Origin of the sequence: Enterococcus sp. AZ095a, from assembly GCF_050546735.1 — a bacterium.
GTDB classification, from domain to species: domain Bacteria; phylum Bacillota; class Bacilli; order Lactobacillales; family Enterococcaceae; genus Enterococcus_D; species Enterococcus_D entomosocium.
In genome coordinates, this window is the sequence record NZ_CP172953.1 from 3,009,618 (window position 1) to 3,026,028 (window position 16,411).

The 16,411-nt window shown below is 43.3% G+C and carries 14 protein-coding genes and 1 other annotated feature; of the genes, 3 read left to right on the forward strand and 11 right to left on the reverse strand.

Annotated elements, in window-relative coordinates; translation table 11 throughout:
* Positions 1-6: 6 nt before the first annotated feature.
* The 4 genes from IGJ26_RS13820 to hisS all read right to left on the reverse strand — a co-directional run bounded on the left by IGJ26_RS13820 (position 7) and on the right by hisS (position 6,191).
* On the reverse strand, positions 7-1,875 hold the full coding sequence (locus IGJ26_RS13820) for an acyltransferase family protein (protein WP_008379546.1): 1,869 nt from the start codon (positions 1,873-1,875) through the stop codon (positions 7-9).
* Between the two features lie 198 nt (positions 1,876-2,073).
* Positions 2,074-2,949, reverse strand: a complete 876-nt coding sequence (locus IGJ26_RS13825) for a YitT family protein (RefSeq protein ID WP_005233887.1) — start codon at positions 2,947-2,949, stop codon at positions 2,074-2,076.
* 156 nt (positions 2,950-3,105) lie between these two features.
* On the reverse strand, positions 3,106-4,881 hold the full coding sequence (aspS, locus tag IGJ26_RS13830; RefSeq protein ID WP_008379543.1) for an aspartate--tRNA ligase: 1,776 nt from the start codon (positions 4,879-4,881) through the stop codon (positions 3,106-3,108).
* An 11-nt stretch (positions 4,882-4,892) separates the two neighbouring features.
* On the reverse strand, positions 4,893-6,191 hold the full coding sequence (hisS, locus tag IGJ26_RS13835; RefSeq protein ID WP_034872142.1) for a histidine--tRNA ligase: 1,299 nt from the start codon (positions 6,189-6,191) through the stop codon (positions 4,893-4,895).
* A 574-nt stretch (positions 6,192-6,765) separates the two neighbouring features.
* Positions 6,766-6,970: a binding site (T-box leader), on the reverse strand.
* A 189-nt stretch (positions 6,971-7,159) separates the two neighbouring features.
* On the opposite strand from hisS, the gene IGJ26_RS13840 reads away from it, so the two are divergent.
* A complete protein-coding gene (locus IGJ26_RS13840) occupies positions 7,160-7,594 on the forward strand; it encodes an acyl-CoA thioesterase (protein WP_008379539.1) in 435 nt (144 codons plus the stop codon).
* A 90-nt stretch (positions 7,595-7,684) separates the two neighbouring features.
* Positions 7,685-7,855: a hypothetical protein gene (locus IGJ26_RS13845; RefSeq protein ID WP_008379536.1), complete on the forward strand. Its 171-nt coding sequence runs from the start codon at positions 7,685-7,687 to the stop codon at positions 7,853-7,855.
* 68 nt (positions 7,856-7,923) lie between these two features.
* Here IGJ26_RS13845 and IGJ26_RS13850 read toward each other — a convergent pair whose 3' ends face one another.
* From IGJ26_RS13850 to IGJ26_RS13875, 6 genes are all read right to left on the reverse strand, one after another.
* Entirely contained in the window at positions 7,924-8,562 is a 639-nt protein-coding gene (locus tag IGJ26_RS13850; RefSeq protein WP_074536793.1) for a PepSY domain-containing protein, read from the reverse strand.
* Between the two features lie 107 nt (positions 8,563-8,669).
* Positions 8,670-10,028, reverse strand: a complete 1,359-nt coding sequence (locus tag IGJ26_RS13855) for a sensor histidine kinase (protein ID WP_074536794.1) — start codon at positions 10,026-10,028, stop codon at positions 8,670-8,672.
* A complete protein-coding gene (locus tag IGJ26_RS13860; protein ID WP_074536795.1) occupies positions 10,018-10,725 on the reverse strand; it encodes a response regulator transcription factor in 708 nt (235 codons plus the stop codon). The genes IGJ26_RS13855 and IGJ26_RS13860 overlap by 11 nt, the downstream gene beginning before the upstream one ends.
* Before the next feature lie 141 nt (positions 10,726-10,866).
* Positions 10,867-12,303, reverse strand: a complete 1,437-nt coding sequence (locus IGJ26_RS13865) for an ABC transporter ATP-binding protein (RefSeq protein ID WP_074536796.1) — start codon at positions 12,301-12,303, stop codon at positions 10,867-10,869.
* Positions 12,300-13,001, reverse strand: coding sequence for an energy-coupling factor transporter transmembrane component T (locus tag IGJ26_RS13870; protein ID WP_005233872.1), 702 nt, complete (start codon positions 12,999-13,001; stop codon positions 12,300-12,302). Before IGJ26_RS13870 ends, IGJ26_RS13865 begins: the two co-directional genes overlap by 4 nt.
* Positions 12,998-13,597: an MptD family putative ECF transporter S component gene (locus IGJ26_RS13875; protein WP_016612887.1), complete on the reverse strand. Its 600-nt coding sequence runs from the start codon at positions 13,595-13,597 to the stop codon at positions 12,998-13,000. Before IGJ26_RS13875 ends, IGJ26_RS13870 begins: the two co-directional genes overlap by 4 nt.
* Before the next feature lie 549 nt (positions 13,598-14,146).
* Between IGJ26_RS13875 and IGJ26_RS13880 the strand changes: the two genes are divergently transcribed.
* A complete protein-coding gene (locus tag IGJ26_RS13880) occupies positions 14,147-14,722 on the forward strand; it encodes a helix-turn-helix transcriptional regulator (RefSeq protein ID WP_034872143.1) in 576 nt (191 codons plus the stop codon).
* Positions 14,723-14,746: 24 nt separating this feature from the next.
* Here IGJ26_RS13880 and IGJ26_RS13885 read toward each other — a convergent pair whose 3' ends face one another.
* Positions 14,747-16,366 carry an ABC transporter ATP-binding protein gene (locus IGJ26_RS13885; RefSeq protein WP_142968531.1) on the reverse strand — a complete coding sequence of 540 codons (1,620 nt, stop codon included), beginning with the start codon at positions 16,364-16,366 and terminating at the stop codon, positions 14,747-14,749.
* Positions 16,367-16,411: the final 45 nt, after the last annotated feature.

A 16,411-nucleotide genomic window follows, 5' to 3' on the forward strand; every position in this document is an offset into this window, starting at 1 on the left:
TCTTGTTTATTCCTCTTGTAAAATCGTTTGGGCAACTAGCTTCACGTATTGATCCATGCCGTCTGGATTTGGATGGACCCGATCTTCATAGAACCAGGACTCTTGATCATTACTCAAATCATACCAATCGATCAAGGTCATATTGTCGTATTTTTCCGCCATGCGCTCCAACATCCGATTGACTTCATTTTGCCAACGCTGTGTCGGTACCCGTACATTGATCCAGTAGACTTTGCGATCACCGATCTCGTTCATAAAACTGTCAAATTGGGCTTCTGTAAAGGAACCATTCGTCCCTAGCCCCACAAGGACGGTATCCCGCAAAAGATTTTTTTCTTTCAAGTCTTTGATCAATTCAGGGCTCGCATACAGCTGGCGCCCAACATCCCCATCAACTACCGCTTGGGTAAAGACTTCTTTCAAGTCAGCCGTTGCATCCAGCATCACAGAATCACCAAAAGCCGTGATTTCAAGAGATTCCGCTTTTTTCACTTGGGCTGCTGTTAAATCATACTTTTCCATGATATTTTTTTCATCTTCACTCGTGTTCGCCTCATCGTCTGCTTCATTGCCTTCAGCGTTCGCATTCTTTTGCGATTGCTCTGCCGCTTTTTTATTGGCCGCAATGTTGTCTTTCAACTGCTGCTGCTGGGCATCGACATAATTTGTCGGTGCGGTCACGACACCAAACAAAGCAACGAGGGTAATGAGTAAGCTGGGCACTAACCACGGTTTTTTCCAACTAAAAATTGGTTTACTGAACCAACCGCGGACCGTTCTGAATGTATCTTTGTACTGGAATTTACGCATTGGGTTTTCGATAAACCGATAGGACAATTCACTGATAAACAAGATCAAGAATAGTTCCACTAACGTGTGCATCAGCACGTTCTCACCGATATTTCCCACTTTTGCTTCGTAAAATATCATCACTGGAAATTGATACAAATAGATCCCATAACTGCGCTTGCCGATATAACTGAAAATCGGATTACTCAATACACGATTCAAACTGGCTCCGGGATGAGCGGTGACTGCCACAAGAATCGTACATAGGATACTGATCAAGAACATGCCGCCATAATAGACAAAGGTCAAATGATCATCTAAGAAAAAGAACGCTGCGATCAGACCAGCCAAGGAAGCAAAACCAGAGATATTTAAGACCCGTTTGGCTTTTTGCGGTATCTCTTTCTTCAAGTGGGTACTTGGCCAAATGAATGCTAAGGCACTCCCCATCCAGATCGAAAAGAGCCGCGTATCTGTTCCATAATAGACCCGTGTCGGATCAGCGCCTGGTGTGTAAAGGACCGCTAACAGAATTGCCGATAAAATCGTGACTGCGGCAGTAAATTTAAAGGCGCGATGCCTCTGCTTGCCGATTTTCATCAACAAAATAAACACTAAAGGCCAAATCAGATAGTTCTGTCCCTCCACAGCCAGTGACCACAGATGGGTAAAGGGGGATTCATTGCCGAACCGATCAAAATAGGATAACCCATGATTGATCTGCCACCAGTTGTTGTAATACAGCAGCGAGCTAACAAAAACCCCGCGCAAATTATTCAGCAGGTTTCGCTGGAACAAAGTGATATACGCTGCTGAGATAAGCAGCATCACCACCATTCCTGGATAGAGCCGTTTCATCCGCCGAACATAAAAATCTTTGACTTTGATTTTGCCGTTTTGATCCCACTCTTGCCTCAGCAAGTCAGTGATTAAATAACCTGATACGACAAAGAATACTGGAACTCCTAAATACCCGCCTCGCATATGAGTAGGTAGTAAATGATATAAAATAACGCCGATGACTGCCAAGGTTCGAATGCCGTCAAACCCGGTAATATAGCGGCTTGTGCTTAAACGTTTATTCATTTTTCAACCACTTTTCTCTAATTGATCCAATTGTTTCATAAAAAAACAATTTCAGCATGAACGCTATTGATTCCATACTCTCATAATTTACCAGAAATCCCCCATATAAAGCTAGCAACATCTGCTATATTTCAAAAAAATTAATTTTTGGCGAAAAAAAAGTACTTCTATAAAGAAATACTTTTTTCAACTCCTTTTTTACAGTTCTTCTTCATAAAACCGACCCAAAATCTGGACATTTTCCGCAATACTAACAAAGGCTTTTGGATCGGCTTCTTTCATAGCACTGCGCAGCATCGGCAGTTCAAAGCGTGTGACTACCGTCAGCAAAACCGTTTGTTTGTCATGCTTGTAGGCTCCTTCGGCTTCATTGATGATGGTAATGCCTCGCCGCATATGTTTTTGGATCGTTTGAATGACTTCTTCTGGGTTGCGAGTGATGATCGTCACCTGCATTTTCTTTTGCTTCGTAAAGACCGCATCCGTCACTTTTCCACTGACAAAAATCGCGATTGCACTATACAACGCATATTGCCAGCCAAACAAGATTCCGGCGGCGAACAAAATAACAATGTTAAAGAAAATCGATATCGAGCCGATCGTCTTCCCTGTCCGTTTGCGGATGGCAATGCTGACAAAATCCAGCCCTCCGGAAGAAAGACCATTCTTCAAGGCATAGCCGATCCCCACTCCATTGATGGCACCACCGAAAATCGCACAGATCATCGGGTCCGTCGTGACGGTTTCTTCTGGCAAAATTTGCACGAATAAGGATGTCAATAAAACAGTGATTCCAGTAAAGATCGTAAATTTGTGGCCGATCTTAAACCAGCCAAGAAAAAATAATGGCACATTCAACAATAATAGCGCAAGGGATAAGGGGATATAAAATCCGATCCATTCTCTTGAGATCGTAGTAATGATCTGAGCGACACCGGTAATGCCGCTGGAATAAATGTTGCCCGGCTGATAGAAAAAATTGACCGCAATCGATGCCAGCAGTGCGTACACGATCGAGAATGAAAGTTTGTTGGCATATTCCGGATGAGGGAGCCATTTAAACAGAGGAGTCATTGCATTTCATAGCCTCACTTTTTTGATTTGCCTTTATTATACTTCAGCTCATAAAAAAAGAAACGAGCAATGAAAGAAATGGGTGAATTCTCATGAACTTTTTTCATTCATTCACCAATTTCTATTTCATCACTCATTTCATCATGGGTTTAACGCTTATTCGTTTTCTTCAACCGTTGTTACATCAATGCTCAAGTCAAACAGTTGCATTGGCGAAACGGTACTTGGCGCTTGTGACATTGGATCAGCCGCTTTCCCATTTTTAGGGAAGGCAATGACTTCGCGAATGTTTTCTTCACCAGCCAAGAGCATGACTAATCGGTCTAACCCAAGGGCGATGCCGCCATGTGGTGGGAAACCATAATCCAAAGCATCCAATAAGAAGCCAAATTGATTTTGCATCTCGCGACGTGAGAAGCCTAGCGCTTCAAACATTTGCTCTTGCACTTCCCGTGTATGGATACGCAATGATCCGCCACCTAGCTCGTAACCGTTTAGCACGATATCGTAGGCTTGCGCATAGACTTTTGAAGGGTCTGTCGTTAACAACGGCAGATCGCTTTCTTTTGGCAATGTGAACGGATGGTGAGCAGAAACATAGCGACCTGCTTCTTCATCGTATTCAAATTGCGGCCAGTCAGTAACCCATAGGAAGTTGAATTTGCTCTCGTCGATCAAGCCTAATTCTTTTCCTAATTTATTACGGATCGCACCTAACGTCGCTGAAACGATCTCAAAGGAATCGGCACCAAACATCAGAATATCGCCAACTTCCGCATTGGCTGCTGCAATAATCGCGTCGGTTGCTTCCGTCAAGAATTTAGCGATCGGTCCTTTCAATCCATCTTCTTCAACTTTGACCCATGCCAATCCTTTGGCACCAAATTGGCCAGCGTAATGGCCTAGATTGTCCATGTCTTTTCTTGAGTATTTGTCTGCAGCCCCTTTGGCATTCAAGACTTTCACAACGCCGCCTTTTTCAAGAGCCATTTGGAAGACTTTAAAATCAACGTCTTTCACAACTTCTGATAAGTCGATAAGCTCCATGTCAAACCGTGTATCTGGTTTGTCACTGCCGTAGCGTCCCATTGCCTCATCATAGGTCATCCGTGGGAATGGCAAGGTAACTTCGATGCCTTTGACTTCTCGCATCACTTTTGCCAATAGCTCTTCCGTATAGGTTTGGATTTCTTCTGCCGTCAAGAAAGAGGTTTCGATATCGACTTGGGTAAATTCTGGTTGACGGTCGCCCCGCAAATCTTCGTCACGGAAGCAACGTACGATTTGATAGTAGCGATCGAAGCCGGCGCCCATCAATAACTGTTTAAAAATTTGTGGTGATTGCGGCAACGCATAGAAATGACCTGGATAGATCCGTGAAGGAACCAAATAATCCCGCGCGCCCTCTGGTGTTGATTTTCCTAGATAAGGTGTTTCGATATCCAAGAACTCGTTCGTGTCTAAGAAATTGCGGATCACTTGCGTCGTTTTCGCCCGCATCACGATGTTGTTCGTCATTTTTGGACGACGCAAGTCTAAATAACGGTATTTCATGCGAATCTCGTCGCCAACGGTTTGATCATCTTCAATCAAAAAGGCTGGTGTTTTTGCAGTGTTTAAAATCGTGATTTCGCTGATCATCACTTCATAGGCACCTGTCACCATTTTCGGATTGATGGCTTCTGGTGCACGATTGATTACTTGACCTGTTACTTCTAATACATATTCGCTGCGGCATTTGTCCGCGATTTCCCAGGCTTCTTTCGAAACCTCAGGATTGAAGACGATTTGCACGATCCCTTCCCGGTCGCGCAAGTCAATAAAAATCACGCCACCTAAGTCACGGCGCTTTTGCACCCAGCCTTTTAGTGTCACTGTCTGGTTTAAATGGGTCTCATTTACTAACCCGCAATATACTGTACGTTTTGTCATTCTTTTTCTCCTCACTCAAACATTTTGGTTGTCATTTCATCGTAGATCTCATCGAAGCGGGCATAAAGATCCGCTAACGGAAATTGTTTTTCTTCACGGCTTGCCATGGATTTGATATTGATCACTTGTTCTGCTAATTCTGTTTCGCCTAGAGTCAGAACCAACCGTGCCCCTTGTTTATCAGCAGATTTGAACTGGGCTTTGGCTTTACGATCCATGAAATCACGATCGGCAGAAAAGCCGAAATTACGGATCGCTTGCACGACTTTCAGCGCTTCTAAATTGGTTTCTTGTCCCAGACCAACCACATACGCATCTAACTCATTCAAAGCAGGAATCACAACTTCTTCGGCTTCCATAGTGATCAATAAACGTTCGATCCCCAAAGCAAAACCAAAACCAGGTGTTTCTGGTCCACCTAGCTCTTCCACTAAATGATTGTAACGACCGCCGGCACAGATGGTGGCTTGCGCCCCCATTTTTGGTGCATCACTCATGATCTCAAAAATCGTGTGGGTATAATAATCCAGACCACGCACCATATTCGAATCGACCTCATAAGGGATCTCCAACGCATCCAGCATACTCGTTACGGTTTCAAAATGTGCCTTGGCATCTGGCGTTAAGTAGTCTAAGATCGATGGCGCATCTGCCACAAATTTTTGGTCTCGCTTGTCTTTGCTGTCAAGGACCCGCAAAGGATTCTCATGCAAGCGGCGTTTTGAATCCTCACTAAGCTCCGCTTCATGGGGCGCTAGATAATCGATCAACGCTTGACGATAGTTTTGGCGTGTCTCTTTGTCACCTAATGAATTGATGACCAAGCGCAATTGACTCAGTCCTAATTGACGATAAAAATCCATTGCCATCGCCATTGTCTCAACATCGGTCGCTGGATTTGCTGAACCGAAAACTTCGACACCGATTTGGTGGAATTGACGCAAACGGCCTTTTTGCGGACGTTCATAACGGAACATTGGTCCCATGTAAAACACTTTATAAGGCTTCGTATGTTCTGGTCCGAATAGTTTGTTTTCGACATAAGAACGAGCGATCGGTGCGGTGCCTTCTGGACGCAACGTCACATGACGCTCTCCTTTATCGTAGAAATCATACATTTCTTTTGAAACGATATCCGTTGTGTCCCCGACACTGCGGGCGATCACTTCAAAGTGCTCAAAAATCGGTGTCCGAATTTCGTTGAATTGGTAATCGCGAAACACTAAACGTGCTGTTTCTTCCACAAATTGCCATTTTTCGGATTCTCCTGGCAAAATATCGTTGGTTCCTTTTGGACGTTGGTAACTCATCGTATGCATCCTCCTATTTGTTTCATGGTTGCCCATGTTCTTTGCTTTCATTGCTTGTTTGCTTATTCACCTATTGCTTGTTGCTCATTGATGTGGGTGGGTTGTTCTCGTGTTTGGCTTTTGGGTTATTGCGCTTTTAGTGGTTGGTTGCTGCTGGTCATCATCTATTCTGTCTTGCTCCAAAAGACAATCCCAGTGATTCCTAGTACGGTTATTACGCTCCCTAGGGTCGCCTAGTACTGTTCATCATCTATTCTGTCTTGCTCCGCAAGCCAACCCCAGTGATTCCTAGTATGGTTACTACGCTCCCTAGGTCGCCTAGTACTGTTCATCATCTATTCTGTCTTGCTCCGCAAGCCAACCCCAGTGATTCCTAGTATGGTTACTACGCTCCCTGTGGTCGCCTAGTACTGTTCATCATCTATTCTGTCTTGCTCCGCAAGCCAATCCCAGTGATTCCTAGTATGGTTACTACGCTCCCTGTGGTCGCCTAGTACTGTTCATCATCTATTCTGTCTTGCTCCGCAAGCCAATCATAGTGATTCACAGCAAAAAACTCGCCCTTGTTTTTTTATACAAGGGCGAGTTTTGATTACACGCGGTACCACCTAAATTCGAGAAATGTTCTTCTCCTCTCGATTAACGCTCGGTCACGGAACAGCTTTTCTTCTGTTCATCTCCAGATTGTCTTTCCTTTACACGTCCTAAACTGCTTTCAGCCGGGGCAGTTTTCTCTTTTAAGGAATAGAATAAAGTACTCGATCCTTCACTGATTTTTGATATTATCTATAAACTACAAGAAAGTTATGAAAAAGTCAAGGTGTTTCACTGTCTTTTTCACTCCGCTGCTTTCCAGTAGCGTTTTCTCTAGTGATCAACGCAAAGAAGTTCTCCTTCTGTTTGCTTTTCTTTCTTTTTGCGTTATGCTGAATAACGAAGGTTTTGTTTCTATGAAAGGAGCTGTTTTTATGTCTTTATATTCAGGCTATATCCGTCAACCACACTACTATGAGACCGATCAAATGGCGATCATCCATCACGCCAATTATATCCGCTGGTTTGAAGAGGCCCGCGTGGAATTACTCGCGTTTTTGGATTTACCGTATCATACCATCGAAGAAGCGGGCTTGATCGTTCCCGTGCTGGAAGTCAGTGCGCAATACAAAACGATGATTCGTTACGAAGATGAGGTGCGAATCGATGTTTTGGTCGACAAATATACTGGCACGCGTTTGGATTTTCGCTATGAGATCTACAAAACTAGTGATGGTCAGTTGGCAACGACGGGGACTTCAAAGCATTGTTTTTTAGCAAAAGAGACCAATCGCATCGTGCAGCTGAAGCGTAGTTTTCCTGAAATCCATCAACGATTTGCTGATTATGCTGCCCTGTCAGGGGAATAATCAATTCTGATCACTCATTTAAGTCAAAATCCTTGCTTTTTGAAACGGCTTTCGTATAATCAAAAGTAATTTCAGGGAAGGATGATGGCGATGTACGTGATTAAAGTTTTGCATGGTTACATTGGCAAAGATGGTCGTCGCACTCGTGAAAAAATTCCAGACAAGTTATGGGTCTTTGAAGATCGGAAGCAGTCCGAAGCATTTGCAGATAAAATTGGTGGTCGCGTCAAACCGTTAACTGAAGTCAAACAGCATACGTAAAGAAATAAGCCGTTATCGTCTTTTGCGCATAGACGATAGCGGCTTATCTTTTTTACTGCGAAACAGGATTAGTCATCTAATTCGGTTTCTAGTACTTCACCTGTTTGGGCATTGATTTTCACATCTGTTTGTTTGTTGCCATCTTCTACTTTTACTTCCCAATAGGTTACATTCATTTCTTTGTCTAATGACCAATCTGTTGCTTGACCACCGCCAGCTTCTTTCACGGCGATATCAGAAATTTCTTCCAATGAAAGCAAGTTGGTTAGGTCCAATTGATCGGCATCTTTTTTGACACCGTTTTGTTCATCGGCATCCAATTTTTCCGTTCTTTCTTCAGAAGTTTCTTTGGTTTCTGAATCGATCTTTAATTCAAACTCATTCGTGTCATCCACGCCTTCTACTTGGTAGAAGTAATTGCCAAAAGAAGTATCCAAATCAATCGAAGTGATCGCTGCATCTGGGTATTTGTCTTGGAATATTTGGATCGCTTCTTTTACGGTCACCGTAGGTAAGCCGCCGTTGGCGATCGCTGCACTGCTTGAAGAGCTGTCTGTTGCTTGTGACGACGTTGTTTCACTTGATGAGGCAACTGCTGTGCTTGAGCTGCTGTTTTGCGCAGGTTCTGAATTTCCAGTGTTGTTTTGTGTACATCCTGCCAGTAATCCTAATGCGGCAATTCCGAATAAAATAGTTGTTTTTTTCATGTTTCATTCCTCCAATTGTTTGTGTATTCCTTTTTTCTATATATTTAGAATAACAAGTTCCTCATGAAAAAGAATCAAAAATGCTTGAAGAAAATCTAAAAAAATCTTCATCTTTCTCTTTCATTTGGAAAGGCAAGTTTAAAGATACTGCCTTGCGGTTGATTGTCTGTCACGGTAATTTTGGCATGATACTTGTCTGCCAGCTGTTTTACCAATGAAAGCCCGATGCCTGAACCAGCAATCTGGCTGGAACGAGAATCTTCTACTCGATAGAACCGTTCGAAAATCAAGGCTTTCTTGTCATCGGGAATCCCAATGCCAAAATCGGCGACGGTCAAAGACATCTGTCTCTGCTCTTGTGTCAAGGTCACATGAATCGGCTGATCAGCAGGCGAATACTTCGCGGCATTTTCTAACAGGTTTTGGATGATTTGCTGGAAGTCACGCTTATGCCCACGTTTCATACATTGGTTCTCCACAAAATATTCAATCGATTGCGGAACGATCGTCGCTTGTTTTTCACACTCTTCTCGGACGATCTGGGAAACATCAACAAGGGTCATTTCATCTGGGGATTGATTTTTTTCTAGGTCCAACAATTGATTGCTCAATGTTTCCAAACGCTTCGACTCTTTGTCGATAAACGCCATTGAGGAAGGAATGACTTCGGGATGTTTGGTTCCACGCCGCTGGATCAATTGGACATGTCCGCGAATCGCAGCTAAAGGTGTTCGCAGCTCATGGGAAGCATCGGCAACGAATCGTTTTTCCCGTTCGATCGTCTCACGCTGTTCTTTCAACAATTTATTGAAAGCCAAGGCCACCGAACGAATCTCGATGGGTTCTTCAGACACTGACAATTCTCCTTGTCGGCTTTGTTCAATGGCAGCAATTTCTTGCGCCATGCCGGTAAGTTTCTGACTCCATTTCCCGACACTCCAATAAATCAGCAGGCTGCCAATCACAACAGCGATCAGATTCAAGAAACTGCTGATCATAAAGAGACCATAGGCTAATTCCACACTATCCTCCCCATTGATAGCGATCGTCACCTGATCCCCATCGACTTCTTGGGTTTTCGTGTAATAGATGCCATCCTCTGTAAAAACGATGTCTTCGAGAAATGGCATCACTCGTCCTTGATTGATATCGGCAAAAATCTCTTCCGCATCTTCTGATGAAACGACACTGCCATCGGCTAAGATCACTTGCAGGGCGTCTTCTTCATCTGCCGAAACATAGGCATTGACGAGAGTGTCCCAGGTATCCCCTGATGCCTCGCCTTTTTCGATGGCTTCAAGAATGTTGCTGGCACGATTTTCGATATGCTCAAACAAATAACCTACGGATAATAAAATAAACAGCAGATTGAAGAGAATCAGCAGACCAAAGAGTATCAAGGAAAAGCGGCTCGTCAATTGAAACTGGGCTGTTTTTCTACGTTGGTTGACTGACTTATTCTTCATGGTCGGTCCTCAAGACATAGCCTAATCCTCGAACGGTTGCGATCATTTTGCCTTTGCCGCAAACATCCAGCTTGTTCCGCAGTGTACGGATATAGACATCTACAACATTTGTTTGACCGTCGTATTCATAACCCCAAATCTCATTCAATAGGTCATCTCTGGTTTTGACGACCTCGGGTTCTTTCATCAATTCATATAAAATCCCAAACTCTTTGGGCGTCAATTCGATGGTCTCTCCAGCAATTTGAACCAAGTGCTTGGCGATGTCCATCATCAACTCCCCCGCCACTAATTGGTTTTGCTGGTTCTTTTGTTGTTGGGCTTCTCTTTGCAGCCGCCGCTCGATCACGCGAATTCTGGCAAACAGTTCTTCGATTTCAAAAGGTTTCGTTAAATAATCATCTAACCCAACATCAAGCCCCGTCACCACATCGGCGGTTTGATTTCTGGCGGTCATCATCAAAATCGGGATGTCGCTTTCTTTGCGTATCCGCCGCGCCACTGTGATGCCATCATAGATTGGCAGCATCCAATCCAATAAAATCAGATCAAAAGCATTTGCTTGCTGATTGAACAAGGTCAATGCCTCTTGCCCATCTTTGGCCCAGACCGTGCCATATCCCTCAAAAGTCAATTCGGACTGGATAAAACTGGCTAAACTTTCTTCGTCTTCTACTAGCAAGATCTTCAAAGTCATATGCGCTCCTCCTCTGGTTTTGCTTCTATCATAACGGATTTTTTCAAAACTTCCTAACTGATTGAAAGAAAAAAACATGAAGATTTTTTCATGTTCGACCAAAAAAAGACGGCATGAACCAAGGTTCACTCCGTCTTTCAGTTATTCCATATTTTTTGCCAACTGATACGTGCCAACAAGTTCTCCTTTTTCGAGTTGAATCATGTAAGGACATGTTTCAGCTAAAAACTCACGATCATGACTGATCACGGCTAATAAATCAACTTCTTTGGCAACTATTCGCAGTAGTTTTGCGACTTCCTCCATTTGCTGCAAATCTAATCCACTCGTTGGTTCATCGAAAAACAACAAACGTTTGCCAGAAAGCAAGGCACTGCCAATCGCAACTCGTTGTTTTTCCCCACCCGACAAGCTTTGTGGATGACGGGCAAGGAGTGGTGTTAAGTGCAACAATGAGACAATTTCTTCAAAGCGAGCTGGGTTTTGGGCTTTGATCAGCAACTCTTTTTCCACCGTTTCAAAAAACAGTTGCAAGTTGACATCCTGCATCACAAGAAAACTTTCCTGCAGCAGCTGCTTTTGGGTTCGCTTTTGTCCATTGATGGCAAATACTGCTTCTGGGCATTTTTTCAATCCTGACAGGACTTGCACCAACGTACTTTTGCCAGCACCATTTGGTCCAACGATCCCCACAGCTTGCTTCATCGGCAGTTGTAGTTCAGGCAAGTTGAGCGCCCAATTTCTGCTGTTTGCCGAGCGTTTTGATTGCTTGATCTGCAGATGCGTTGCCGTTAATCCAGATTTTTCTGGCAAAGATTCTCGGCAGTGCTGGGCTGCCAATGTCACCTCACCTACTTTTCGCAATCCTAACTCGTGAATTGCCTCCTCCGGCAGTGACAACAGCTGATCTGCTGGATAGGACGCCCGCAACCGCCCTGCTTCTAATAAGCAAAAGCGGTCTGCCAGTGGCGCCAAATACGCCAAGCGGTGTTCGGCGATCACAATGGTTTTCCCTTGTTGTTTTAAAGAAGCCAATCCTTGAGTCAACTTTTGGATCGCTTCTTGATCCAAATTGCTGGAAGGCTCATCCAATAGGAACACATCATGGGGCAACATCGTGGCTGCAGCGAGAGCAATCAGCTGTTTCTCCCCACCAGAAAGGTCAAAGACACTAGCATCAAGCAACGGGGTCAAGGAAAACTGCTGCGCTACTTCGGTGATTCGCTGTCGAATGTTTTCTGGCGCGACGCCCGCATTTTCCATTGAAAAAGCCAACTCCGAATAGACATCCGTGGTGAAAAATTGGGTCTTGGGGTTTTGAAAGACAACACCGATCGTCTGGGCATAATGGGAGAAATCGGCAACTGGCAAGTCTGTTTCTCCGACACGGATCTTCCCTTGCACTTCGGCAGGATACAGCTCAGGGATCAAGCCATTCAAAACATTGAGCAGGGTCGATTTGCCGCTGCCACTAGCGCCACACAAAACGATGACTTCCCCAGCTGCGACCGTCAAAGAGAGCTCAGATAATACGGTTCGATTTTCTCGCTTCACTGACACTTGTTCTAATCTGATCATCCAAGCCACATCCTTTTCACGATAAAGCCGCCTAATGCTAAAAAGACCAAGCCATCCCACCAGCGCAGCTTCAGTTCGTGGACGGTGGTATGGGGATTTTCTGATGCTAGCCCGCGAACGAGGGCCGTAGCCGACAGTTCGGTTGCGGTCTTTTCAGCCGACATCAGTAATGGGATCAAAAAATACTCCGCACTTTGCAGCGGATGAAGCAAGATCGATCCTGCGGACAGCGAGATGCCGCGAAAGCGCATCGCTTGGCGAATACTTTTGAAATCTTGTACCAATGTGGGAAAAAAACGAAATAAGACTGCCAACGGGACTAATAATACATTGGGCACGTGCATTTTTTGCAACGCCGCCATCCACTCACTGTTCTTCGTCCCACTAATGGCAAAAGCCGCCGCCATGATCGTTGGCAATAAGCGGCGATAACCGACGGAAAAGAAATCCAGCAACACGATCAGTAGGTGGTTTCCTTGGCGAAACAAAAAACTATCTGCCAGTGTCAGCAAGACAAACACGCCATAGAACATCAGGCCTTTTTTCCAAAAGCCGCTGACTAAAAATAGCAGCAGCAAGAACGTGACAAAGACAAACTCATCGATCCAGCTAATGGACACCATCATAGTAAAACTAGCAAAGAGAATCACCGCCAATTTGCTGCGGGGATCAAACCTTGTTTTCGACACATTCCTCACCCTTTATGCGATTGGATCGTTGGTTGAAAATGTTTTTCCATCAAGCGGCTGCCAATGCCTAAACCAACCACCGCACCAATCAAAACGGCCAATGCACAAAGCCCTAACATCACATTGGAGGTATGAGCAAACACTCCGGCAATGTAGGTTTCATCTTTTCCGCGAGCCACTAATGAATCGATATAGGCATTTTTCATAAACCACAGGGGCAAGATCGGGCCCATCAAGCCAAAACTAAAGACGATATAACTCGCCATTACGCGAACGTTCTCTTTGAGCTTTGTTTTGTATTGAATCAAATCAGCTACTAAGGCACAAAGCATATTGGGTAAAAAGGCCAATGGAAAATGTCCTGAAATCAAAAAAAAGAGCCCTACCACGGTACCCATAATGGTGATTGCGCCAAATTTCGGTACTTTATTCAATAAAATCAGATAGATAATGCCAGAAAACAAAGCGGTGACTGCTGGAATAAATAAATTATGAAAACCTGGGATCACAAAACGCAAAATCAATAGACAGACGCTCATTAAAAGAAAATAGATCGCTGTATAGATCCCTACTGCAATTAAATCTTGAACCTTTAGTTTTTTCACTGCGTATACGCTCCTTCTTGCAAGCAATCAATGAAAAAACCGTTGCTGCTTGCTTGTACAAACTTATTTTTACAAAGCCTCAGTATAGCACAAAGCAGACGTTTTTATGGGGAGATATGCTTACCAACAGTCGATTTTCTTCTAAAACAAAACCAACAAACAGAGGTGTCTTCTGAATGGCTCCATTTCAACACACAGGTACCTTTAAAGATCCACTAATGGAAAAATGAATCTTTCACACGCTTAGTTGTTTTCTCCTCTTCCCATCTTTGCGAAATTAATGAATAATAGATAAAGACAAACATTAAAAATCAGCACAGACTCTTCATCATTTTCTTTATTAAGAAACCAGCAGGTGCTTCTAAAAAAAACAATAAGAAAGCTGACTGTCGCTTATTCGTTGAAGAAAATCGACGCTGTACTGCTGTGTAAAAAGCATAAACCCAACTGTAAAAACATTTTGACACTTGATTTCAAGGCATTGTCAAAGACATTTGATCGTTAGAACGCAGACATTGTCCTACACTAATGGTAGAAGGAGCGGATAAAATGAACTTAAGCAAACAAATAAAAAAACATCGGGAACGATTAAGTCTCTCTCAGGAAGGGCTGGCAGAAAAACTCTATGTCTCCCGACAAACGATCTCAAATTGGGAGAATGAAAAAAGTTATCCTGATGTTCACAACTTATTATTGCTCAGTGTTCTATTTGATGTTTCTTTAGATGAATTAGTCAAAGGGGATGTTGAACAAATGAAAGAAACGATTGAGAAAACAGCAATGGATCACTACACGAAAATAATGTTGGTCTTTACATTGTTGGCCGCATTATCTGTTGGGCCTGCTCTCTTTTTACCAGGACACTGGTGGATTGCCCCGCCTCTATGTTTTTGGCTCGTCTCCATGTATGCCGCATTGAAGATCGAAAAAATCAAGAAAACCCAAAATATCAAAACGTATAAAGAGATCGTTGCCTTCATGGAAAATCAAGACCTCGATGCCATTAGGAAAAAGCGGGACATCAAAAAAGATTTCCTCTCAAAAACAGTCATCGTCTTGGTCTTTGCCTTGATTGTCGGCATGCTTGCATGGCTTAGTACACTGCCGCATTTACTGATGCGCTGATCAAAACACAGGTTGAAGCTGCTTTTATGATGAAGCCGCTTCAACCTGTGTTTTTTTCAATTCAATGATCTCATCCGCATAAATCAAATTTTTCGGGCGATGGGTGATCATAATGACTAGTTTATTTTTCAATTGGTCTTTGATCGCTGCAAAAAGCTTTTCTTCTGTTGTTTCGTCTAAAGCAGAGGTGGCTTCATCAAGGACAATGACTTCTGCGTTTGTGAAAAACAATCGGGCAAAAGCGATCCGCTGTTTTTCCCCACCAGAAAGGTTGGCTCCTTTTTCTCCAATTTCAGCAGACAGTCCTCCCTTGAGTGCCTGATAGAATGCGCCTAATTGACATTTTTCTAATACCGCTATGATTTCCTCGTCTGCGATTTCCTTATCAAAAATGATATTTTCTTTCAGCGTTCCTTGGAATATTGGCGCATCTTGCGATAGATAAAAGACATGCTGATAGTAATCATTTAAGTTGTAAGCAGCCAAATTTTTGTGATTGATCAGAACTGCACCGGTCGTCGGCTGATACAAGCCTAAAATCGTTTTGACCAGCGTTGATTTTCCTGCGCCGCTTTCTCCTACTAACCCATAAATCACTCCCCGCTTCAGCTCCAGTGTGCTATCGGTTAAGATTTTCTTTTCTTGAAGTATGACGGATAGATCCTTAACTGTGATGTAGTTGATGGTTTCAGACAATGCATCTCCTTGTGTTAATGCTTTGTCCTCTGGCAGATAGAAAAATTCATTTAACCGTGCAAAGGCAACTTTATCTAAGCTGTATTGAACAAAAATCACGTTAAATATTGCAACAGGCGTGTAGATTCGATCCACATAAATAATCAATGCTGCTAAACCACCCAAGCTGACCGTAATCTGATTTGTAAATGCCAATACCACAATTGCGACTTTGATCAATGCGACTAAAACTGCAAAAAAACCAAAGAAAAACTCATGGATCATCGTCATTTTCGTCAAACGTTCTGTTGTATCAGCAGACATATTTTTATATTGTGCGATCTCTTTTTCAAACCGTTTATTGATCCGAAACGTGACCATTTCCGTTAATCCGCGGATAAAGGTGCTGTTCATGGCTTCTTCTGAAACTAGCACATGTTCTTTGAGAGAGCGTAAAACTTTCAAAAGCAAATTGGTCACGATAAACACCATTAGATAGCCCACAAGGATCGCTGGAATCAACCTTTTATCGATCATAGCAATAAAAGCTAAGTTAAACAGTGTTTCGGGAAGCAATTCTTTAAACAAGCGTCCATAAAAATTCAAATGGATATTTCTACCCGCCGCTGCTCCCGCTTCAGTTTTCTGTAAGAGTGCTCCAGAGCCAATCTGCAAGTATTCAGAATAGGTAATCTTGCTGATTTTCACTAAAGCTTGTTCTTTGAGATAGAAATACATGCTGTTGTGCAATTTCGTTTTGGGTTTCTGCTCGAGATAGGACAAAAGCGGTACCAGTACAAGCGTTAACCCATAGATAAAAATAACTGACCAATCAAATGTCTTGCCAAATGAATCGAGTAATTTTTGAAAATAAAAGACATTCGCGGCACTCAAAAATGAGACCGCAATTCCAATCCCAATATATACCGTCAATCCTTTTTTAAAATGCCGCCATAAATCAATCGCCATCGTAAGCTCCTTTTGCTGCAGTGTTCGTGGAAAAGTCGTGAGATA